Source organism: Moraxella bovoculi 237 (assembly GCF_000696305.2).
Classification (GTDB): domain Bacteria; phylum Pseudomonadota; class Gammaproteobacteria; order Pseudomonadales; family Moraxellaceae; genus Moraxella; species Moraxella bovoculi.
On record NZ_AOMT01000036.1, the window covers coordinates 1 to 20315 of the forward strand.

The window sequence follows — 20315 nt, forward strand, 5'->3', positions numbered from 1 at the left end:
CGTACGTAATACTAATTAATACTAATAAAACACTACTTAGTTAGGTGTGTTTTTATTGGTATGAATAAAATACGTATGGCAATCAAACCACAACTAAATAAATGTAAAATCTCAACTTATTTTCATAAAAGTGTAACAAAACTCTTGACTTTTATCAGGTTCTACGGTTATATATTGTCTAGTCATTTAGGCGATCTGCCAAGTTAATGGCTGTTAATTATTTCCCATCATAAGGACATTTCTATGAATACCAAATTTATGCCATCAGCGCTACTGCTTGCTTTGGGTGCTGCATTAGTAGGATGTGGCGGTGATGACAAGACTGCGACCACCACCGAAGCGAATAAACAGGATGCTGCCGCACCGGCTGCAGGCGACCTAGCAGAGAAGCAGGAAATTGTTATCAACAATTCCGCAGAACCTGAATCTCTAGATCCGCACAAGGTAAGCGGCGTTCCAGAGTCGAATATTATACGTCAGATGTTGGTTGGTCTAATCACCACCGATACAGAAGGTAACACCGTGCCAGGGATGGCGACAGAATGGTCATCTGAGGACAATAAAGTATGGGTATTCAAACTTCGTGATGCTAAATGGTCAAATGGCGATCCTGTGACTGCGCACGATTTTGTTTATAGTTTCCGCCGTGTGGTGGATCCTGCCACAGCGTCTCCATACGCAACCTATCTGGCTGGTCTAAAAGTCATTAACGCCCAAGACATCGTCGATGGTAAAGTAAAACCTGACACACTAGGCGTAAAGGCGATCGATGATAAGACGCTAGAAATCACCTTGGCTGAGCCTGTGCCTTATTTCCCAAACGCGCTGTTCCACACTTCAGTAAAACCTGTAAACCAAAAAGTCATCGAAGCGCTGGGTGATCAATGGACACGCGTGGGTAACTTTGTGGGTAATGGTCCATACACCCTAAAAGAGTGGCAGGTGAATGAGCGCATCGTGCTTGAGCGTAACCCGAACTACTATGATGATGCCAATACCACCATCAATAAAGTTACCCTATTGGTGATCGGTTCTAATACGACTGACGTACAGCGCTATAAGGCGGGTGAAGTTGATATCACGTATGATGCACTGCCACCGACACAATTCAAGCAGCTACAAAGTGAGCTGGGCGATGAAGTAAAAATTTCACCAAAATTATGTACCTACTATTATGAATTTAACCAAACCAAAGCACCGTTCGACGACGTGCGTGTCCGCCGTGCACTGTCGTTGGTGCTAGATCGTGATACCATCGTGGATAAGATTCTAGGTCAAGGTCAAAAAGTCGCCTACCAATTCACCCCTGAAGCCATCAATGGCATCAAGAATTATACGCCAGAGTGGAAATCATGGGACAAAGACAAGCGTATCGAAGAAGCGAAGAAACTTCTGAACGAAGCAGGCTATAGTGAATCAAATCCTCTAAAATTCGAACTACTGTATAACACCAATGAGCAGCATAAGACGTTGGCGGTGGCGGCAGCATCGTTCTGGAAAGATGCGCTTGGATTCGTGGATGTGACGCTGGCAAACCAAGAATGGAAAACCTACCTAGACACACGCAGAACTCAGAAGTATCAAGTGTCTCGTGGTGGCTGGTGCGCTGACTATAACGAAGCGTCTTCATTCTTAAATACGTTCCTATCGACAGACTCTAACAACTATGGTAAATTCAACAGCCCTGCATTTGATGCTATCATGGCGCAGACATTGGGCGCAGATGTGACATCTGGGCAGCGTGCTGAATTGTATCGTCAAGCTGAAGAAGTTCTGGATAAAGAAGCGGCGGCCATCTTTGTTTATCAATACGTTTCACCGCGTCTGGTTAAGCCTTACGTATCAGGATTTTCGACCAATGACCCGCAAAGTCAGTGGAAAGTAAAAGACCTAAAAATCTTGAAGCATTAATCAAAGTTTACCAATCCTAAACTAAGTGCTTAGGATTGGCACCAAAAACACATACTAAATTAGTATGTGTTTTTATTTGTGGTACAGATCATAATAAGTGATTGATGATATTTGATTTTATGATGGATTTATTAATATTTTGAATAAATGCTTTGTTTGATAAATTGATACAGACAAATTTTAACACAAACTAATTCGAATCATGTATAATACCAGAAATTTACAAATTAGTAACACAGCTGTCTTATTTGTTGTGCGTTACTATTAAGGATTTGGTGGATTTCCCTAATCTATCATAAAGGAGTGTATCCAAGGAATTCTTGTCTGGATGACAAGTGTCTAATGCGGATGTGCAAAACACGAGGTTTTTATGTTCAAGTTGATTTTTAAACGTGCGCTTGAAGCGATCCCCACCATGCTATTTTTGATTACGATCTCGTTTTTTATGATGAGATTGGCGCCGGGCAGTCCTTTTACGGGCGAACGTAACCTTCCTCCTGCGGTTTTGGCGAACATCGAAGCCAAATACAATCTTAATGACCCCATGTGGCTACAGTATTTCAATTATCTAAAGCAGCTGGCTCAAGGTGATTTTGGTCCATCTTTTAAATACAAGGATCACACCATCAATTCGCTGCTTGCTGACTCTTTGCCGGTATCTGTTGAGATTGGTCTATATGCGTTCATTATTGCGCTGTTGGTTGGTGTGACGCTTGGGGTGATTGCTGCCTTGAAGCAGAACAGCTTTTTTGATTATTCGCTCATGACGGTGGCGATGACTGGTGTTGTGATGCCAAGCTTTGTGAAGGCGCCACTACTGGTGTTAATCTTTGCGGTGACCTTAAAATGGCTGCCTGCAGGTGGTTGGAATGATGGCGCATTAAAATACCTCATCCTACCTGTTGGCACACTCGCGCTCTCGTATGCGTCCAGCATCGCTCGTGTGACGCGTGGCTCGATGATTGAGGTGATGAACAGCTCATTCATTCGTACCGCGCGTGCCAAAGGATTGCCGACATCGCACATCGTGTTCAAGCATGCACTTCGTCCTGCGATGTTGCCAGTGATCTCATTCCTTGGTCCTGCATTTGTAGGTATCATCACAGGCTCGATCGTGATTGAGACGATTTTTGGCTTGCCAGGGATTGGTCGGTTGTTTGTGGAGGGTGCATTGAACCGTGATTATAGTTTGGTGCTGAGTTTGACGATTTTGGTGGGTGTACTGACGATTGTGTTCAACGCGATCGTGGATATCTTGTACACCCTGATTGACCCAAAAATCAAGTACTAATAAGGATTGTTTTATGTCTGTAACTACAAACACAATACAAACTGCACCAATTGACATCAAGGGTCGCAGCCTATGGCAGGACGCATGGCGACGCTTTCGCCGTAATAAGGCGGCGATTGCTAGCATTATTATCTTAGTGTTGATTACTATTTTTGTGACCATTGCGCCGATGCTGATGCCATTTGGCTATGCTGATACGGACTGGGCGAACATGCAGTCAGCACCATCGATGGCGACAGGGCATTACTTTGGCACGGATACATTGGGTCGCGACTTGCTTGTGCGTGTTGCGATCGGTGGTCGTATTTCGTTGATGGTGGGCATCGCGGGTGCCTTTGTTGCTGTGCTGATCGGTACGGTGTATGGCGCTATCTCTGGCTATGCAGGCGGCAAGGTCGACATGCTCATGATGCGTTTTTTGGAAGTATTAAGTGCATTCCCGTTCATGTTTTTTGTCATTCTTTTGGTGACATTATTTGGCCGTAATATCTTTTTGATTTTTGTGGCGATTGGATTGGTGTCATGGCTTGATGTGGCTCGTATGGTGCGCGGTCAAACTCTAAGCCTAAAAAACAAAGAATTCATCGAAGCGGCGCACGTGACAGGTGTATCAAACTGGAAAATCATCATGCGTCACATCGTCCCGAACGTGCTTGGCGTGGTTGTGGTCTACGCTTCTTTGATCGTGCCAGGTATGATTTTGTTTGAGTCATTCTTAAGCTTTCTAGGTTTGGGCGTACAAGAGCCGATGACAAGCTGGGGCGCAATGCTTCAAGAAGGTGCGCAAAACATGCAGGTAGCGCCTTGGCAGCTGCTGGTTCCATCGGTGTTCTTGGTGGTTACTTTGTTTTGTTTTAACTTCATCGGCGATGGTCTGCGCGATGCATTGGATCCAAAGGATAAATAGGACATAACGATGACATTATTAGAAGTTAAGAATCTGGATGTTTATTTAAAAACAGACGAAGATCTCGTGCATGCGGTCAAATCATCATCGTTCTCGGTTGAGCGCGGGCGTACGCTTGCCATCGTGGGCGAGTCAGGCTCTGGTAAATCGGTCACATCGATGGCGATCATGCAGCTGCTGCCAAAGAATATCGTAAAATATGGCGATGATTCATCGATTGTCTTTGAAGGTCATGAGATTCTATCATTGTCAGATCAGCAGATGCGTACGATTCGCGGTAAGCGTATTGGCGTGATTTTCCAAGAGCCGATGACATCGCTAAATCCATACATGAAAATCGGGCAGCAAGTCGCTGAAGCGATTAGTATTCATAATCCAAGCATCAGCAAGTCTCAGGCAGTCCAAATGGCACTAGAGACACTACAGCGTGTCAAAATCCCAAATGCAGATAAAAAATTAAACAGCTATCCGCATGAATTCTCGGGCGGTCAGCTGCAGCGCATCATGATTGCGATGGCAATTATTAATAAGCCTGATCTGCTGATTGCAGATGAGCCAACCACAGCGCTGGATGTCACCACGCAGGCAGAGATCTTGGATCTGATGCGTGAGCTGCAGCGAGACATGGGCATGGCAATTATTCTCATCTCTCATGATCTACGCTTGGTTAAGCGATACAGCGATGACGTGTGCGTCATGCAGCATGGTGTGATCATCGAACGTGGTGATACCGAACAGGTCTTTAATAATCCGCAGCATCCTTATACTGTGGATTTGCTTACTCCGATTCCTGAAAGCCAAAAACAATCACCAGACGAGGATGTGCCTAATCTCATCACAGCTGATGATGTTGAGGTTGATTATGTAATTAAGCGTAGTTTCTTTGGTAAGCCAACCCAGGTATTCAACGCGGTGAAAGGCATCTCACTTAACCTAAAAGTAGGCGAGACTCTGGGTATCGTTGGTGAGTCAGGCTCGGGCAAATCAACACTGGGTCGTGCCATCATGCAAATCATCGAGTCGCGTGGTAAAATCAGCTTTGATGGAAAACAGATTAATCGGATGGGTGATGCTGAGCGCAAGCTGCTCAAAAAAGACATGCAAATGGTGTTCCAAGACCCATTTAATTCACTATCACCACGTCTGACGGTGGGTGAGATCATCGGTGAGGGTCTGACGGTGCATTATCCGCACATGAGTAAGGATGAGCGTCGCCAGCGTGTCATGCAGATGCTAAAAGAGGTAAATCTCTCACCGAACATGATTAATCGCTATCCGCATGAATTCTCTGGCGGTCAGCGTCAGCGTATCGCGATTGCGCGAGCGATTATTCTTGAACCGAGGTTTGTGCTCTTAGATGAGCCGACTTCTGCGCTTGACCGTTCAACTCAGATTACTGTTGTTGAGCTATTGAACGACTTACAGCGTAAATACGGACTAAGCTACATATTCATCAGCCATGATCTATCGGTGGTGAAGGCATTATCCGATCGAGTCATCGTCATGAGTCATGGCGAGGTGGTTGAGATGGGTACGGCAGAGCAGATATTTAACGCGCCAAAAGAAGACTATACGCGTGTACTGGTACAGGCTTCGAACTTATCGTGATGTGCTGGCGATATGCGTATGCTTAGCGTATCGATAATCACACTGTCAGAAATAAAAAATAAAGGTGACAATGATCGCCTTTATTTTTTTTGTGTTTAACTAGGTGCTTGAATTAAGCTTTAGCTGACCGATCCAATGACGGCTAAACTGATGAGCGATACGCCCAGAACGACCGCCGCGTGTGCTCGCCCATTTTAGCGCTTCTTGGCGTGCTGTATCGTCCATGTTGATGTCTTCTCTACTGAGATAGCCTGCCACGATATCAAGGTATAGCTCTTGATTCATCGGATAAAATGACAGCCACAGACCAAAGCGATCTGATAATGATACCGTCTCATCGATGGTCTCATAAGGATTCACCTCATCTGTCTGACCGTTATAGATGTTTACGTTGTCCTTCATCATTTGTGGCAGTAGGTGGCGGCGGTTGCTGGTGGCATAGACGAGCAGGCGATCTTGCTCGCTATCAAGCGCGCCATCTAGTACGCTCTTTAGGGTGCGATAATTCTCATCTTGGGCGTTGAATGCCAAATCATCACAGTACACGATATAGCGGTTGGTGTTGCCCTGTGATTGTGAAGCTTTAATGGCGGTGCGAATTTTATCAAGATGCAATAGGTCATCACGCGCCACCTCGATGATGCGAAGCCCTTGGGTGTGGTATTGCTTTAGTAGGGCGCGAATGAGTGATGATTTGCCCGCACCTCTTGAGCCCGTCATGAGTACGTGGTTGGCAGGCAGTCCTGATAGGAATTGATGTGTGTTGGCGATGAGTTTTTGTTTTTGGGTGTCGATACCAAGCAGGTCATCAAGATCTTGATGGAATGACACGTCTAGCGGACTTAATTGACCAGATTCGCCGCCCACCCAGCGATAGCCCAGTACATCAGGATCAATGTGTATCGCTCTGGTGGTGCGTTGTCTTAGGAATTGAGTTAGTAGTTCGGTTAATTCGTCGGATAAGGTGAATGTGTTTGTCATGATAGCAGCCATAATAAAATACCCCAAAGTGGGGTATTGTTAATTATAATTCGCGCGTGGCGAAGGTGTCGCATTGTTTGATGTCGCCAGTCTCAAAACCGCGGTAGAACCAGCGCTGACGCTGAGCACTTGTACCATGTGTGAAGCTATCAGGGACGGTATGGCCGTGCGATTTGTGCTGTAGATAGTCATCACCGATCTTCTCAGCGGCATCTAACGCCTCTTCGATGTCGCCTTTTTCTAGGAATTGAGTGCGTTCGTGGTTATGCCTTGCCCACAGACCAGCAAAGCAGTCCGCTTGTAGTTCTTGGCGAACGGATAGATTGTTGGCGGTGGCTTCACTGGCATTAGCTTGGGCGCGGCGCACTTCTGTTGAGATGCCTAGCAGAGTCTGAACATGGTGACCAACTTCATGCGCGATCACATAGGCCTGTGCGAAGTCTGCGGCTTGGTCTTGGCGAGTCAGCTCGCTGCTGTTCTTCTCGCCAGAGATGCCCATCTGTGTGCGCATCGCCTTAAAGAAACTGGTGTCAAGATAGACTTTTTGATCGGCAGGGCAGTAGAAGGGGCCGCTTGCTGATGTCGCTGAACCGCAGGCTGACTGCACCGAGCCGCTGAACATGACAAGCTTAGGCGCCTGATAAGTACCGCCTAGCTGCGCGAAAATTGGCGTCCAGACATCTTCGGTGTCTGCCAATACTGTCGCCACAAACTCTCGAGTCTCGGCTTGATCAGCGGTCTCTTGGGTGCTTTGGTGGTTTTGGGTGATTTGTTCGGTGACGCCAAGGGTAGTCTCAGGACTGATGCCAAAAACTTTCCACACGATAAGCGCCAAGATTAAGCTAAAAATACTAACACCGCCCACTTTACGTGCGCCACCGCCGCCACGGCGATCCTCGATGTTGTTACTTTGCCTGCGACCTTTCCACTGCATGATATACTCTCTATGATTCGATTAAAGTCAAAAAATGCACTTATTATAATGGTTTTTGAGCTTATTTTGGCAAAGAAAATGTAAAAGGTGTGTGATTTTGCAGGTGGCTTATGATTTATCTCGTTGGGTGTTTGTGTTATGATAAGTCAATTTTAATTGAGGGTGATAACAATGAGTGAATTGATTAATAATGATGCATTGCTTGACTGTGTGATCGTAGAACATAATCCCAAGAATTTGCCGGTCAATCATACCGTGATTTGGCTGCATGGGCTTGGCGCGAGCGGAAATGATTTTGAGCCTATCGTGCCTGAACTTGGGTTGGGAGATTTGGCGGTGCGCTTTGTGTTTCCGCACGCACCTAGAATTCCTGTCACGGTCAATGGCGGCTATGTCATGCCTGCGTGGTATGATATTCTTGAGATGAGCCTAGATAGAAAGGTGGATGTGACACAGATCGAAGCATCGGCGCGCGCCATCGAGAAGCTCATCGAGCGTGAGATAGTATCAGGTGTGCCAAGTCAGAACATCATCATCGCAGGATTCTCGCAAGGCGGTGCGGTGGCGTATCATACTGTGCTAACGTCCAAGCATAAGCTCGGTGGACTATTGGCGTTATCAACATATTTTGCCACCAAAGATAGTATTCAGGAAGTCTCGACTAATCTCGATATCAGTGTGAAAATCGACCACGGAGATTATGATGATGTGGTGCCAAAGGTTCTGGGTGTGAATGCCAAGGCGCGATTAGAGGAATTGGGACTAAAGCCAACATTTGACAGCTATCCTATGGCACATCAAGTGTGTCTGCCACAGATTCAATCAATCGGTGCTTGGATAAAGAGCATATTTAGTTAACCCTAACCGCATTAATCAAAACCACCTTCATAAAAGGTGGTTTTTAAATGGATTTTTTTAAGAATTTACCAAATTCTAGAAAATGTATCACTTGGTTTGCGGTCGCTCTGTCTGTGATCAGCCCTGTGTGCGACACAGGTAGAATTAGATAATCCTTAGCAGATGACAGGTAGGTCTCAGACAAATAGACAGTACCGTCATGCTGTCTGGCATTGGCATCTAGGCGATGTCTTCTGTTGTGATAAGATAAAATTGGCATGCCAAGCCCGATCGGGCGGTTGCCAGCAATAACACCTAGCTCGATGTCATCAGGCAGTGGTGCACAGCTGCCATCAAGTGCCAAGGGGTAGGCTTTTTGAACCAAAGGCGGAAAGAGTCGATTGGCATAATTGGCACAGATGCTTCCTTGATGCGGTGTACCTAGTGTGACGCAGCGGTGAACCTGCCAATCCTCACCAAAATTCGCCAAAAAATGACGCATCACCAAGCCACCTAGACTGTGCCCGACCAGATTCAGTGGTCGATCATTTGGGTGGTTTTGTATTAGCCAGTCGTTTAGTATCTGACTGTGGTCAGAGATGGATTTGGTTAAGCTGTGATAGCTAGGCGCGTGAGTCTGATAGCCTGCTTGAGAGAGTTTTTTTGCCAACGGATACATATACAGACCGCTCATGTGCAGCCCGTGAATCAACAGGGTGAATGGCTTACTCATAGAATAAAACCCAAGAAAAACTTGGGTTTTAGATGATTATTTGCCACGGTAGGTGATGCGACCTTTTGACAAATCATAAGGGGTCATCTCAACCTTGACTTTATCACCTGTTAGGATGCGGATGTAATGCTTGCGCATTTTGCCTGAGATGTGTGCGATGATTTCATGTCCGTTGTCAAGGCGGACTTTAAATAGGGTATTTGGTAGCGTGTCAATGACTTCGCCTTCAAATTCAATGATGTCGTCTTTTTTTGCCATAAGTCAAATAAGTTAAAAAATGAAAGCGATATTATAGCCGATATTTTTATCAAAAGCTATGTTTTTTGCTGTTTTTGCGACAGGGTGTATTAATATGACATAAAGTTATCGGTAAGTGGATGGCATGAGATTTTTGGCTTTTTTGATGATGTCTGGTGTGCTGGTGACCTCGGCATGGGCTTGTGATAGACCGCCCTTGGGGGATTATGACTGGGTGGGCTGTATTGAAGATGGTGTTTCGATATCTTATCAAGGCGTGAAACATGGCTTGGTAGATGTCACAGGTGATGTGCTGAATTTAATGTAGGCTTATTTAAAAGCATATGGATAATAATCAAAGTTGTAGATTGACACATTAATTATGATGCAACATAATGATTTTATTGATATTTTCATAAAACTTTAACTTTACACCGACCTAATATTTTGTTATGGCAATGACATGAGTTATTAATTTTTGACCTACAAAGGAGTAACTTATGACTACCATGGAAGCCATGACCTACTACGGTGAGAACGACATTCGTTTTGAAGATCGTCCCGTCCCAACCATCATCGACCCTACTGATGCCATCATTCGCATGACGAAGACCACCATTTGTGGTACGAACTTGGGCATCTAGAAGGGCAAGAACCCTGAGATTGTGGCGGCTGCTCGCGACAAGACAGGCGAGTGGAATGGGCGAATCCTTGGTCATGAAGGTGTTGGTATTGTCGAGGAAGTAGGCTCTGCGGTCAAAAATTTCAAAGAAGGCGATAAAGTTATCTTCTCTTGTGTATCTCGCTGCGGTTCATGCGAGAACTGCCAAAAGCAGCTTTATGCGCACTGTCGTCAGGGTGGCGGCTGGATTATGGGCTACATGATTGACGGTACTCAGGCTGAATACGTGCGTACGCCATTTGCTGATAATTCACTGTATCATCTGCCTGATAATATGAACACTGACGTGGCAGTGTTCTTATCAGATGCACTGCCAACAGGGCACGAAATCGGTGTACAATACGGCGATGTCAAGCCAGGCGACGCCATCGCAATCGTTGGTGCTGGCCCTGTGGGTATGGGCTGTCTACTAACAGCACAGTTCTATTCGCCAGCCACCATCATCGTGGTCGATCTGGATGATAATCGTCTGCGAATGGCAAAAGAAATGGGCGCGACACACACCATTAATTCAGGCAAAGAAGACGCAGTGGCTCGCATCCTTGAGATTACTGACGGGCGCGGTTTGGACTGTGCGATGGAAGCGGTGGGCATTCCTGCGACTTGGGACATCTGCCAGCAGTCTGTCAAAAAAGGTGGTAACATCGCCAACGTCGGCGTGCATGGTCAGCCTGTGAGCTTTGCGCTTGAGAAGCTGTGGATTAAGAACCTTAAAATCACCACAGGTCTTTTGAATGCCAATACCACAGGCATGCTACTAAAATCATGCGAATGCAGTAAGCTACCGATGGATAAACTGGCCACCCATCATTTCAAATTCTCAGAGACGGAAAAAAGCGTATGATGTCTTCAAGCACGCTGACCAAACCGGAGCCATGAAAGTTATCATCGAATATGATCAATTTCATATCACATAGATCCAAAAAATCCCGTCATTTGGCGGGATTTTTTGCTGGTTTAATCGGGCAACCCAAGCCAAAGTGGGGTTAGAGGCACGTTTGGTAGCAGAGTCTGAAACCGATCAGGATAATATGCGTTAATAAAATATAGACCGTCTGCCGACGCGGTTGGCGGTGCTAATGTGCGATCTTTGGCTTCGATAAGCCTTGTGATGTCATCAATCTCAAGCTCGCCTTTGCCGATGGCGAACAGCGTGCCCATGATGTTACGCACCATGTGATGCAAAAAACCATCCGCCTGAATGTCTAGCACCAGATACGCCCCATGCTGAAACAGATTGGCGTGTGAGACATTGCGTACAGGCTGATTAGACTGGCAAGCCGCTGCACGAAAGCTACTAAAATCATGTGTACCGACCAAAAGGGAGCTTGCTCGTATCATCTTATCGTTATCGAGTAGCTCAAAGACATGTGTTACTTGATGGCGTAGGATGGCAGGGCGATAGGGCTGATTTAGTGTGACATAACGATAACGACGTGCAATCGCCCCAAAGCGCGCATGAAAATCAGAGGGCATCGGCGTAATCCAGCGCAGGGCAATGTCGTCTGGCAGCAGGGTGTTTGCGCCGCGCATCCAGTTATATTCTGTGCGCTTGGCAGCGGTGGTAAAATGCGCGATCATATTGCCCGCATGCACCCCTGCATCAGTGCGCCCTGCAGCGATCACCTCGATGGGCTCATTAGCGATGGTGGATAGCGCAGACTCAAGGCGTGCCTGAATGCTATCAACTTCCTGCTGTCGCTGCCAGCCTCGATAATTTGTACCAATAAATTCAACACCGATGGCGTAGGTTTGTGTGCTTAGATCGTTCATGGTTTATGAGTTTGGTTGTAGGATTTGCCAAAGAGTTTGCCCGTAGATGCCAGCGATCCCAAGCGAGCTTGAGCATACGCCATACTGGTACTGCCAAGCACCTGCCGCATAATCTGCGCTGGTACCGCCAAAAGTACACATGGTAGTGCAGATAACGGGGATTTGCTTGGCTAGTAGCCTCTGAAGCTCGGTGATGAGCTTGTCAGATGATGGTACATTGCCCGCACCAAACCCAATTAAGATGACCGCTCGAGTATGTACACTTAACTGACTGAGCTGATGTTCAAGGTTCGCCACATCATTAGGTAGGCAATAAATGGCAGTGATTTGAGTGTTTTTGGCGTTGTCCGTCAGGATGGGTAAATTACCCAATGCGTCTTTAGCATCAAAACATTCCGTCTGGTCGGTATTTTGTTTTGATGCTAACTCGCCCACGAAGGCATCATGATGTTGGCTGTTGATTTTTTGGGTGTCTTTGGCATTCATAAGTTTGTGATAAAACTGCACCGCCATGCCTTTATGTTCGGTCGTAGCGATGATGGCATCACGAAGATTGACCCATGCATCGCTGTCATCATTGATGGTATGACTGGGACTTTCAGCGATGAATAATGGCTGCATACTGCCTGTAATTACAAGGCTGATGTCACTACCTTCAAAGGCATTCGCCAAAAATGCCGCCAAAAAGCTTAAGCTGTCAGTTCCTGTAATAAGTACAAAACGTCTCGCACCCTCATCATATGCCTTCAAAATCGTACCGTACAAGGTCACAAAGTCAGCAGGAGTCAGGGTGCTGCTGTCCTTAATAAGGGCATTAGGGAGAATATCAGTTGTGATGTTTGGCAATCGTTCTGACAATGTTAGTTTTAATGTCGGTAAAAAAACATCGGCAGGTAAGGGTGATAATGGCGTACCATGACTACCGAATGTTCCGCCTGCATAGATGATGTGGGTGATGTCTGTCATGAGTGGTAAATATAAAAATTTGGTGTATCATAACACAAAAAGCACGCTCATGTTGCGTGCTTTTTGATGGCTTTTGGCTTCTTGAGTGATTAGATGCGGCCTTGGATAATGGCAAGCATGCGACGTAGCGGCTCAGCAGCACCCCACAGTAGCTGATCGCCCACCGTGAAGGCTGTCAGGTATTCGCCGCCCATGTTCATCTTACGAAGACGACCTACAGCCACATTCAGCGTACCTGTTACTGCCACAGGCGTGAGTCGCTCCATGCTGGCAGGTTTGTCATTTTCAACCACATCTAGCCAAGGATTGTCACTTTGGCGTAGTGCTTCTTCGATCTCGGCAAGAGGGATATCTTTGGTTAGCTTGATGGTTAATGCTTGGCTGTGACAACGCATTGCACCGATGCGGACACAGATGCCATCGATGTTAATGATGTCAGAATCTGTGTTACCTAGGATCTTATTGGTCTCAGCTTGACCTTTCCATTCTTCACGAGATTGACCGTTGTCAAGTTGGCTATCGATATAAGGAATGAGACTGCCTGCCAATACAGCGCCGAAGTGTTGTTTTGGGAAGGTGTCAGAGCGCTGAGTGTTGGCGATGGTTTTATCGATTTCAAGGATGGCAGAGGCAGGGTCAGCAAGCTTGTCCGCTACGCTGTCGCGTAATACACCCATGCCAGAGATAAGCTCGCGCATGTTGTTAGCACCCGCGCCAGAAGCGGCTTGATAAGTCATGGCAGATACCCATTCTACCCAACCGCGACGAAATAGTTCACCAATCGCCATCAGCATTAGGCTAACGGTACAGTTGCCGCCGATGAAGTCTTTTTTGCCATTAGCGATGGCGTCGTCGATGACGTTGCGGTTAACAGGATCTAGGATGATGACGGCGTCGTCGTCCATGCGAAGCGAGCTGGCTGCGTCGATCCAGTAGCCATTCCAGCCAGATGCGCGCAATTTGCCGTGCACTTCTTTGGTGTAGTCGCCGCCTTGACAGGTGATGATGGCGTCACATTTGGCAAGTTCGTTGATGTCATATGCGTCTTTTAGGGTGTCTGCATCTACGCCGAAGTCAGGCGCTTTGCCACCTGCATTGCTGGTTGAGAAAAAAACAGGCGTGATGTGATTAAAATCACCTTCTTCAACCATGCGAGCCATCAGCACAGAGCCAACCATGCCACGCCAACCAACCAAGCCTACGACCAATTTTTCTGCCATTGTGTCCACCTTAGAATGAATAAAAACGGATGAATGTCGCAAAACAAGCGCCATTCAAATTAAGCGTATAACTATGCACTGTTATGAATAAAAAATCAAGCTTTTTTGGGCAAATATCCTCAAGAAAATAAGCTTTTCTGCACTTATTATTAAATAGCTGAATGTCTAAATTATTAAAAGCGGCTTAAACCTTGTAAGAAATGGCTTACAGGATGTGGCGGTAATGGCTGATGGTATAGACAAATTTTTGATAATATAATGCGCACATTAGGATAGAGGTATGAGGCATGGCTGCCAAAGGATGAGTCATCGGCGATGGATGCTATTTACCCACACACCCAGTTACCCAAGCTGGGTGTTTTTTGATTGCGGATGAAGTCAAAGTTAGTGTGTATTGTGTATTATGTATTGCGCTATCTAAAGCGTAATCGAGACGCGCGTTTGATTAAGTCGGTATTATTCATTTGCCCGAATGCACACAAGGTTATCATGGCGATCGGTCTTGACGAGCTTGCAGTCAGGCATGAGCGACTGATAGACTGCCAAAGTCTCCGCCGTCATCTGATCGATGGTATATTCGTGGGTCATGGCAGGGCGCAAGCCGTTCTGAAGGTGTGATTTGACGGCTTTGCAGAGTGCGACGGCAGTCTCTTCTTTAACTAGACCTTGTGGATACAATGCGCTTAGAATGTCAGCAAATGCTCCTTTTGCCCAGCCGATGACCGGCGTACCAAGGTGAATGGCCTGTAGGGCGGTAATGCCAATACTCTCTGGGCGATTAGCCAGCGCAAGCACGACATTCGCTGACGATAGCCATTCTTTCATGTCGGGTGGTCTGCGCCCGATGAATGTCACTTTGTCGTTAAGACCTAAGGCGTGCAGTCGTTGGATGAATTCTTCGTGTGCGACGTCTTGGTCGGATAAATTGGTCTCATTATCTTCTGCGATGATGGCGTGAATATCAGGGAATTTTTCTTGTAGGTTGCCTAGGATATCAACCAGCCATTCTTGTCCGTATTCTGCACCGACAGGCGTGGGGAATAGCAACCATTTTTTGTGTTCAAGCTCTGGGTATTCAGTAAAAATATTATGCAGCCAATACACGGATGCGTGATGGCGATACGGATAAGTGCGAATGTCCACGCCGCGTCGCACGCACACGATGCCAAAGGGGTGTTCTTCGATATTGAGCTCTTCTTTTTTTTGGGCGAGCTTGGTGCGTAGGTATTTGTCGATGCTTCTGGAGGCGGTGATGATCACGTCAGAATAAAAAAGTGCGCGCGCATAAGAATTCATCGGATAAAAACCATACATCGTCGCGACAATTTTTGGGCGTTTTTGCTTTGGGGTGCGATGCAGCGCCCAATGTAGCACCCATGCAGGCGTGCGCGAATGCACATGAATGATGTCAGGCTCGTGCGCTTGGATGATTCGGCGAAGTTTTAGGACGTTTTTTAGCGCCCACCAAGATTTTTTTGGCATGGGCAATTGATAATACACGGTGTCATCACGCATAAGGCGCGTCACCAGCTCTTCTTCTTCGTGAGCGGCGCCGATGACGATCGATTCATGACCTGCGCGCATGAGAGCGTGGGTGATAGCATAGATGCCACGTTCGGTTTCATCATGCTTTAGCGATGATGATAAGTGCATAACTTTCATGAGATTTTATAGGGTCTCAAGTAGCTTTTTAGCGTGTTCTTTGGCTTTTACATTGCGATAGCTTGCCGTCATTTGTCCACTGTTATCAAAGACGAAAGTTGAGCGCACCACGCCAAGATGCGTTTTGCCATACATCATTTTTTCTTTGATGACGTCAAAATACTGGCAAAGCTTCTCATCAGGGTCGCTGATAAGCGGGATGTCGAGGGATTTTTTGGTGATGAAGCTCTGATGTGACTTGACGCCATCGCGAGACACACCAATGATTTGATAGCCTTTGTTCTCAAATTGTTCTTTTAAGTGGCTAAAATCAACCGCCTGCAACGAGCAGCCTTGGGTGTTATCCTTGGGATAAAAGTATAGCACCAATCCGCGACCGCTGTCTTGGATGAGAGTGCTAAGATTGACAGAGCTTTGAGTGTCATTCTGCACGAGTGTCACATCAAAGTCAGGTAATGCGATGGCTTCTTGAGTGTTTTTCATATTGTTTTAAAGTTATCTAAAAGTACGACCATTTTATCTAATATTTGTCAAAATTTCGACCAAATCGACCATAAAATTTTGTAAATTTATTCGTTAAAAATTGTAAAAAATGTGTCTATGAAGTAAAATTAGCACCCTAAAATTATTCTTAGCAACTTGATAGGCGTTTTATGTCTTTGCTTTCTTATCTAAAAATTGAGGAGCGTGGCTCTTCTGTGCGTCAAGAAGTCATCGCTGGCTTGACGACATTCTTGGCGATGGTGTATTCGTTGATCGTCGTGCCAAACATGTTAAGCGACGCAGGATTTCCTGCTGAGTCGGTCTTTATTGCGACTTGTTTGGTGGCGGGCTTAGGCTCAATCTTAATCGGTCTGTGGGCGAATGTACCGATGGCGATCGGTTGTGCGATTAGCTTGACGGCGTTTACGGCATTTAGCCTTGTATTAGGTCAAGGCATCAGCGTACCTGTGGCGTTGGGTGCGATTTTCTTGATGGGTGTGGTGTTCACGCTTATCTCTGTGACGGGCATTCGTGCGTGGATTCTGCGTAACCTGCCAATTTCAATTGCGCATGGCGCAGGTATCGGCATTGGTCTGTTTCTACTGCTGATCGCTGCCAACGGTGTGGGTCTGGTCATCAAGAATGATGCTGGTCTGCCTGTAAAAATGGGCGAATTTACTTCTTTTCCTGTGGTAATGTCTTTGGTTGGATTGGCTGCGATCATCGGCCTTGAGCGTAAGCAGGTAAAAGGCAGTATTCTATGGGTGATCATTGCCATTACGGTGGTTGGTCTGATTTTTGACCCGAATGTGAAATTTGGCGGTTCAGTCTTTAAGCTACCAACTGTTACAGGTGAATCACTGTTCCTAAACCTTGACATCATGGGCGCGTTAAATGCAGCGGTATTGCCAGCGGTATTTGCTCTGGTGATGACGGCGGTGTTCGATGCGACTGGTACGATCCGTGCAGTAGCAGGGCAAGCTGGACTGATCGATAAAGACGGTCAGATCATCGGCGGCGGCAAGGCATTGACAGCTGACTCAGTCTCTAGCGTGTTCTCTGGTCTGTTCGGTACGGCGCCTGCAGCGGTGTATATCGAATCAGCAGCGGGCACGGCGGTTGGCGGTAAGACAGGTCTGACCGCGATCGTGGTGGGTGTGTTATTCTTGCTCATGCTGTTCTTCCAGCCATTGGCGTTCTTAGTGCCTGGTTATGCGACCGCGCCTGCCTTGATGTATGTGGGTCTGTTGATGCTAAGCAATGTCTCAAAGCTTGATTTTGATGACTTTGTGGGTGCGATGAGTGGTCTGGTGTGTGCGGTGTTCATCGTATTGACTGCCAACATCGTAACAGGCATCATGTTGGGCTTTGCTGCGTTGGTATTAGGTCGCCTGATCTCTGGTGAGTTTAAGAAGCTTAACATCGGTACAGTTATCATCGCTGTGGCGTTGGTGGCGTTCTATGCGCTGGGTTATGCGATTTAATTAGACCATTGATTTACAATAAAAACACCGCTTGATTAGGTGGTGTTTTTTTATTGGTTAGCGCACAATGTCGTCAATCAGTGTCATCAGATAATCGCGAATAGCGGGCAATTCCTTTATATCAATGTTGTTTAACCACGCACCATCAACCGCGTAACGTATGGCGGTCAGTCGAATGTCACTGTCGGTGTGACTAAAGCTACCCACCTTATGATGAAGCCATGAATCCCACAACGCGGTAAGTTTGCTCTCGGCATTCATCGCGCGAATCAACCCTGACCAGTCACTTGACAACCCAATCTTGGTATTCTCAAAAAACACGCTTACATAAGCGCGCGTGAACACGCCTTTAACTTCGCCCATCTCATTAATGTGCTGCATTATGGCGGTGTTCACCTGTGCGATGAACAGCTCGAGCACCGATAAGATCAGCTCGTCTTTGTTTTTAAAGTGATGAAAAAGCCCACCTTTACTCGTGCCTGCCGCATCAGCGACTTTTTGCATGGACAGATTGGCGATACCATCTTGCAGCATAAGGTCTTTGGCGGCGATTAGGATACTGTGACGTAGAAGCTCGGGGTTGTTTTTGCGTTTTGGCTTGCTTTGGCTTTCGTTGAATAATTCAAGTGATTGATTTTCCATGAGTTTTCTTTATTTTATTAATGGGCGGCAGAGGTTGAAAAGATGTTCATGATAATCACGCCGACTATGATAAAGCCGATGCCTATCATGGCGGGGATGTCTAGAGGTTGGTTCAATACGAACATACCTATCAAAGCAGTTAGCACAATACCCACACCCGACCAGATGGCATAAGTCATGCCAAGAGGGATGACCTTGACGACATGAGAAAGTAGATAAAAAGCGATGGCAAAACAGACGAGCGTAATGCTGGTAGGGATGAGTTTGCTAAATCCGTCAGATTTTGCCAAAAAAGTCGAACCCGTCACTTCGCTGATGATGGCGAGAGCAAGCAGGGCGTAAGCGGTGGGTAATTGCATATAACAAATGTCTCAAATAAAAAACCAACTGGTCGGTATTTTATTACACTGCATGAGAAAATGCAAATAAAAAATGACAAATCGAGATGATTTGTCATTCTAAGGGATGTTATGCATTCTGATAACGAGTTGGGTCAGGTACGCCTGCATCGATGAATCCCTGGCGACGCAGTGCACAGCTATCACACACACCGCAAGCGCGCCCATCGCTGTCTGCTTGATAACAGGACACCGTCTCGCCATAGTCCACACCCAAAGATAGACCAAGCTCTAAGGTCTGGGCCTTGGATAGATTCTGTAGCGGCGCGACGACAGACAGCCGATTGCCTGCGCGCCCTGCAACAGTGGCCAGATTGGCAAGGTTCTCAAAGGCTTCGATAAAGTCAGGGCGGCAATCAGGATAGCCTGAGAAATCGACAGAACTCACACCGATCACGATATAATTAGCCTGCATGACCTCGGCGGCTGCCAATGCGTATGATAAGAATATGGTGTTACGCGCAGGAACATAGGTCGCAGGCACGGCATCTGATGCAGCGTCATAGTTAGGCACGTCGATATTTTGATCGGTCAGGGCTGATCCGCCAAGTTGAGCGATATCGATGTCGATGATGCGATGCGAGACGCCGAGCTGTTTGGTGATTTTGGTGGCGGCGATCAGTTCGCTGGAGTGGCGCTGACCATAACGAAAGCTGATGGCGGTGATGTCTTTAAAATTAGCTCGTGCCCAGTATAGGCAGGTGGTGGAGTCTAGACCGCCTGAGAATAGTACGATGGCGTGATGGTTCTTGAAATCGCTGTTCATAAGACAAAATGATGAATATGTGATTAAAAATTTTGCAGAATTTTAGCACAAAAACGCGGATTTTGGTAAGATTTTGGGTGTGATTGTGCTACAATATCTAGTTTTTTCATGATGTAAATAGCCACATAAATAATCACCGAATAGGGTATTATGGACACCGAACTCATTAAAATTATTCTGGCATTCGTGGTGCTGATCAATCCATTTAGCGCACTTGGGCTATTCTTAAGCATCACGAATGGCTGCACCACACAAGATCGCAAACGAGTTGCGCAGATCGCCTGCTTGACCGTATTGATTACGATTTGTTTTTTTACATTGCTTGGCGAGAATTTGCTGAAGTTATTAGGCATCTCGGTGGGGTCGTTCCAAGTAGCTGGCGGTGTCTTAGTATTCTTGATTGCCATTAATATGATGAATGGCGGCGGCAATCCCGTTAAACCCAATGAGGATGAAGTTGAGGTGAATTCATCGCTGACAGCCTCGGCGGTCGTACCTTTAGCCATCCCCATGATGATTGGCCCTGGCGGCATCTCGACGGTGATCATTTATAGCAGCCAAGTCAATGGCGCTTTTGAGGTTGGTACGATCTTGGCGGCAGGGCTGTGCATTAGCATGTTCTGTTATCTGTCTTTGATGGCTGCAGGGCGTATCAGTCGATTCTTGGGTGATACAGGGCTGAATATTCTAAGTCGTATCATGGGTATGCTGCTTGCGGCAGTGGCGGTTGAGATCTTGGTGAGTGGACTTAGAACAATCTTTCCTGATTTATTAAATTAACCCGACCAACAAAAAAGCGA

Annotated in this window: 22 protein-coding genes; 10 read left to right on the forward strand and 12 right to left on the reverse strand. The window is 46.5% G+C overall.

Annotated features, from left to right (window positions below; translation table 11 throughout):
- Positions 1-243: 243 nt before the first annotated feature.
- The 4 genes from MBO_RS08775 (at position 244) to MBO_RS08790 (ending at position 5717) form a co-directional block, all read left to right on the forward strand.
- Complete coding sequence (locus tag MBO_RS08775; RefSeq protein WP_036366813.1) at positions 244-1911, forward strand: ABC transporter substrate-binding protein; 1668 nt, start codon at positions 244-246, stop codon at positions 1909-1911.
- 370 nt (positions 1912-2281) lie between these two features.
- A complete protein-coding gene (gene oppB, locus MBO_RS08780; protein WP_036366815.1) occupies positions 2282-3202 on the forward strand; it encodes an oligopeptide ABC transporter permease OppB in 921 nt (306 codons plus the stop codon).
- 13 nt (positions 3203-3215) lie between these two features.
- Positions 3216-4109 (forward strand): oligopeptide ABC transporter permease OppC, encoded by an 894-nt coding sequence (oppC, locus tag MBO_RS08785; RefSeq protein ID WP_036366817.1) that lies wholly within the window; start codon positions 3216-3218, stop codon positions 4107-4109.
- Between the two features lie 9 nt (positions 4110-4118).
- On the forward strand, positions 4119-5717 hold the full coding sequence (locus MBO_RS08790; protein WP_036366819.1) for an ABC transporter ATP-binding protein: 1599 nt from the start codon (positions 4119-4121) through the stop codon (positions 5715-5717).
- Between the two features lie 99 nt (positions 5718-5816).
- On the opposite strand, the gene MBO_RS08795 is transcribed toward MBO_RS08790, so the two are convergent.
- Positions 5817-6698, reverse strand: a complete 882-nt coding sequence (locus MBO_RS08795; protein WP_036366822.1) for an ATP-binding protein — start codon at positions 6696-6698, stop codon at positions 5817-5819.
- Positions 6699-6741: 43 nt separating this feature from the next.
- A complete protein-coding gene (gene ypfJ, locus MBO_RS08800; RefSeq protein ID WP_036366824.1) occupies positions 6742-7632 on the reverse strand; it encodes a KPN_02809 family neutral zinc metallopeptidase in 891 nt (296 codons plus the stop codon).
- Positions 7633-7803: 171 nt separating this feature from the next.
- Between ypfJ and MBO_RS08805 the strand changes: the two genes are divergently transcribed.
- On the forward strand, positions 7804-8490 hold the full coding sequence (locus tag MBO_RS08805; RefSeq protein ID WP_036366825.1) for an alpha/beta hydrolase: 687 nt from the start codon (positions 7804-7806) through the stop codon (positions 8488-8490).
- 43 nt (positions 8491-8533) lie between these two features.
- Here MBO_RS08805 and MBO_RS08810 read toward each other — a convergent pair whose 3' ends face one another.
- Positions 8534-9202, reverse strand: coding sequence for an esterase/lipase family protein (locus MBO_RS08810; RefSeq protein WP_036366827.1), 669 nt, complete (start codon positions 9200-9202; stop codon positions 8534-8536).
- 36 nt (positions 9203-9238) lie between these two features.
- Positions 9239-9460: a translation initiation factor IF-1 gene (infA, locus tag MBO_RS08815; RefSeq protein WP_029102801.1), complete on the reverse strand. Its 222-nt coding sequence runs from the start codon at positions 9458-9460 to the stop codon at positions 9239-9241.
- Between the two features lie 124 nt (positions 9461-9584).
- Between infA and MBO_RS08820 the strand changes: the two genes are divergently transcribed.
- From MBO_RS08820 to MBO_RS08825, 3 genes are all read left to right on the forward strand, one after another.
- Entirely contained in the window at positions 9585-9767 is a 183-nt protein-coding gene (locus MBO_RS08820) for a hypothetical protein (RefSeq protein WP_036366829.1), read from the forward strand.
- Positions 9768-9939: 172 nt separating this feature from the next.
- Positions 9940-10083 carry an alanine acetyltransferase gene (locus MBO_RS10265; RefSeq protein WP_197972004.1) on the forward strand — a complete coding sequence of 48 codons (144 nt, stop codon included), beginning with the start codon at positions 9940-9942 and terminating at the stop codon, positions 10081-10083.
- A gap of 21 nt (positions 10084-10104) precedes the next feature.
- The gene (locus MBO_RS08825; RefSeq protein ID WP_320108864.1) at positions 10105-10965 is read left to right on the forward strand and encodes a zinc-binding dehydrogenase; all 861 of its coding nucleotides are present in this window, start codon (positions 10105-10107) and stop codon (positions 10963-10965) included.
- Between the two features lie 113 nt (positions 10966-11078).
- On the opposite strand, the gene truA is transcribed toward MBO_RS08825, so the two are convergent.
- The 5 genes from truA to MBO_RS08850 form a co-directional block, all read right to left on the reverse strand.
- Complete coding sequence (gene truA, locus MBO_RS08830) at positions 11079-11894, reverse strand: tRNA pseudouridine(38-40) synthase TruA (protein ID WP_036366830.1); 816 nt, start codon at positions 11892-11894, stop codon at positions 11079-11081.
- A 3-nt stretch (positions 11895-11897) separates the two neighbouring features.
- Positions 11898-12860, reverse strand: a complete 963-nt coding sequence (locus MBO_RS08835; protein WP_036366832.1) for an asparaginase domain-containing protein — start codon at positions 12858-12860, stop codon at positions 11898-11900.
- Between the two features lie 89 nt (positions 12861-12949).
- On the reverse strand, positions 12950-14080 hold the full coding sequence (gene asd, locus MBO_RS08840; RefSeq protein ID WP_036366834.1) for an aspartate-semialdehyde dehydrogenase: 1131 nt from the start codon (positions 14078-14080) through the stop codon (positions 12950-12952).
- A 456-nt stretch (positions 14081-14536) separates the two neighbouring features.
- The gene (locus tag MBO_RS08845) at positions 14537-15742 is read right to left on the reverse strand and encodes a glycosyltransferase family 4 protein (RefSeq protein ID WP_036366836.1); all 1206 of its coding nucleotides are present in this window, start codon (positions 15740-15742) and stop codon (positions 14537-14539) included.
- Between the two features lie 6 nt (positions 15743-15748).
- Complete coding sequence (locus MBO_RS08850; RefSeq protein WP_036366838.1) at positions 15749-16225, reverse strand: peroxiredoxin; 477 nt, start codon at positions 16223-16225, stop codon at positions 15749-15751.
- A gap of 170 nt (positions 16226-16395) precedes the next feature.
- On the opposite strand from MBO_RS08850, the gene MBO_RS08855 reads away from it, so the two are divergent.
- A complete protein-coding gene (locus MBO_RS08855; RefSeq protein ID WP_036366840.1) occupies positions 16396-17709 on the forward strand; it encodes an NCS2 family permease in 1314 nt (437 codons plus the stop codon).
- A 57-nt stretch (positions 17710-17766) separates the two neighbouring features.
- Here MBO_RS08855 and MBO_RS08860 read toward each other — a convergent pair whose 3' ends face one another.
- The 3 genes from MBO_RS08860 to queC form a co-directional block, all read right to left on the reverse strand.
- The gene (locus tag MBO_RS08860; protein WP_052585414.1) at positions 17767-18351 is read right to left on the reverse strand and encodes a TetR/AcrR family transcriptional regulator; all 585 of its coding nucleotides are present in this window, start codon (positions 18349-18351) and stop codon (positions 17767-17769) included.
- Positions 18352-18368: 17 nt separating this feature from the next.
- Positions 18369-18710 carry a DMT family transporter gene (locus tag MBO_RS08865; RefSeq protein ID WP_036366844.1) on the reverse strand — a complete coding sequence of 114 codons (342 nt, stop codon included), beginning with the start codon at positions 18708-18710 and terminating at the stop codon, positions 18369-18371.
- 109 nt (positions 18711-18819) lie between these two features.
- Positions 18820-19515, reverse strand: coding sequence for a 7-cyano-7-deazaguanine synthase QueC (gene queC / locus MBO_RS08870; protein WP_036366847.1), 696 nt, complete (start codon positions 19513-19515; stop codon positions 18820-18822).
- A gap of 150 nt (positions 19516-19665) precedes the next feature.
- Here queC and MBO_RS08875 point away from each other — a divergent pair, with 150 nt between their 5' ends.
- On the forward strand, positions 19666-20295 hold the full coding sequence (locus tag MBO_RS08875) for a MarC family protein (RefSeq protein ID WP_036366849.1): 630 nt from the start codon (positions 19666-19668) through the stop codon (positions 20293-20295).
- Positions 20296-20315: the final 20 nt, after the last annotated feature.

Bases quoted from the DNA above. Each gene is read 5' to 3' on its own strand.
- MBO_RS08850 (WP_036366838.1), bottom strand. From the start codon at position 16,225: ATGAAAAACACTCAAGAAGCCATCGCATTACCTGACTTTGATGTGACA.
- MBO_RS08845 (WP_036366836.1), bottom strand. From the start codon at position 15,742: ATGAAAGTTATGCACTTATCATCATCGCTAAAGCATGATGAAACCGAA.
- MBO_RS08810 (WP_036366827.1), bottom strand. From the start codon at position 9,202: ATGAGTAAGCCATTCACCCTGTTGATTCACGGGCTGCACATGAGCGGT.
- ypfJ (WP_036366824.1), bottom strand. From the start codon at position 7,632: ATGCAGTGGAAAGGTCGCAGGCAAAGTAACAACATCGAGGATCGCCGT.
- MBO_RS08820 (WP_036366829.1), top strand. From the start codon at position 9,585: ATGAGATTTTTGGCTTTTTTGATGATGTCTGGTGTGCTGGTGACCTCG.
- MBO_RS08790 (WP_036366819.1), top strand. From the start codon at position 4,119: ATGACATTATTAGAAGTTAAGAATCTGGATGTTTATTTAAAAACAGAC.
- MBO_RS08855 (WP_036366840.1), top strand. From the start codon at position 16,396: ATGTCTTTGCTTTCTTATCTAAAAATTGAGGAGCGTGGCTCTTCTGTG.
- MBO_RS08775 (WP_036366813.1), top strand. From the start codon at position 244: ATGAATACCAAATTTATGCCATCAGCGCTACTGCTTGCTTTGGGTGCT.
- truA (WP_036366830.1), bottom strand. From the start codon at position 11,894: ATGAACGATCTAAGCACACAAACCTACGCCATCGGTGTTGAATTTATT.
- MBO_RS08805 (WP_036366825.1), top strand. From the start codon at position 7,804: ATGAGTGAATTGATTAATAATGATGCATTGCTTGACTGTGTGATCGTA.
- MBO_RS08875 (WP_036366849.1), top strand. From the start codon at position 19,666: ATGGACACCGAACTCATTAAAATTATTCTGGCATTCGTGGTGCTGATC.
- MBO_RS08835 (WP_036366832.1), bottom strand. From the start codon at position 12,860: ATGACAGACATCACCCACATCATCTATGCAGGCGGAACATTCGGTAGT.
- asd (WP_036366834.1), bottom strand. From the start codon at position 14,080: ATGGCAGAAAAATTGGTCGTAGGCTTGGTTGGTTGGCGTGGCATGGTT.
- MBO_RS08865 (WP_036366844.1), bottom strand. From the start codon at position 18,710: ATGCAATTACCCACCGCTTACGCCCTGCTTGCTCTCGCCATCATCAGC.
- oppB (WP_036366815.1), top strand. From the start codon at position 2,282: ATGTTCAAGTTGATTTTTAAACGTGCGCTTGAAGCGATCCCCACCATG.
- oppC (WP_036366817.1), top strand. From the start codon at position 3,216: ATGTCTGTAACTACAAACACAATACAAACTGCACCAATTGACATCAAG.
- MBO_RS10265 (WP_197972004.1), top strand. From the start codon at position 9,940: ATGACTACCATGGAAGCCATGACCTACTACGGTGAGAACGACATTCGT.
- queC (WP_036366847.1), bottom strand. From the start codon at position 19,515: ATGAACAGCGATTTCAAGAACCATCACGCCATCGTACTATTCTCAGGC.
- MBO_RS08795 (WP_036366822.1), bottom strand. From the start codon at position 6,698: ATGACAAACACATTCACCTTATCCGACGAATTAACCGAACTACTAACT.
- MBO_RS08860 (WP_052585414.1), bottom strand. From the start codon at position 18,351: ATGGAAAATCAATCACTTGAATTATTCAACGAAAGCCAAAGCAAGCCA.
- infA (WP_029102801.1), bottom strand. From the start codon at position 9,460: ATGGCAAAAAAAGACGACATCATTGAATTTGAAGGCGAAGTCATTGAC.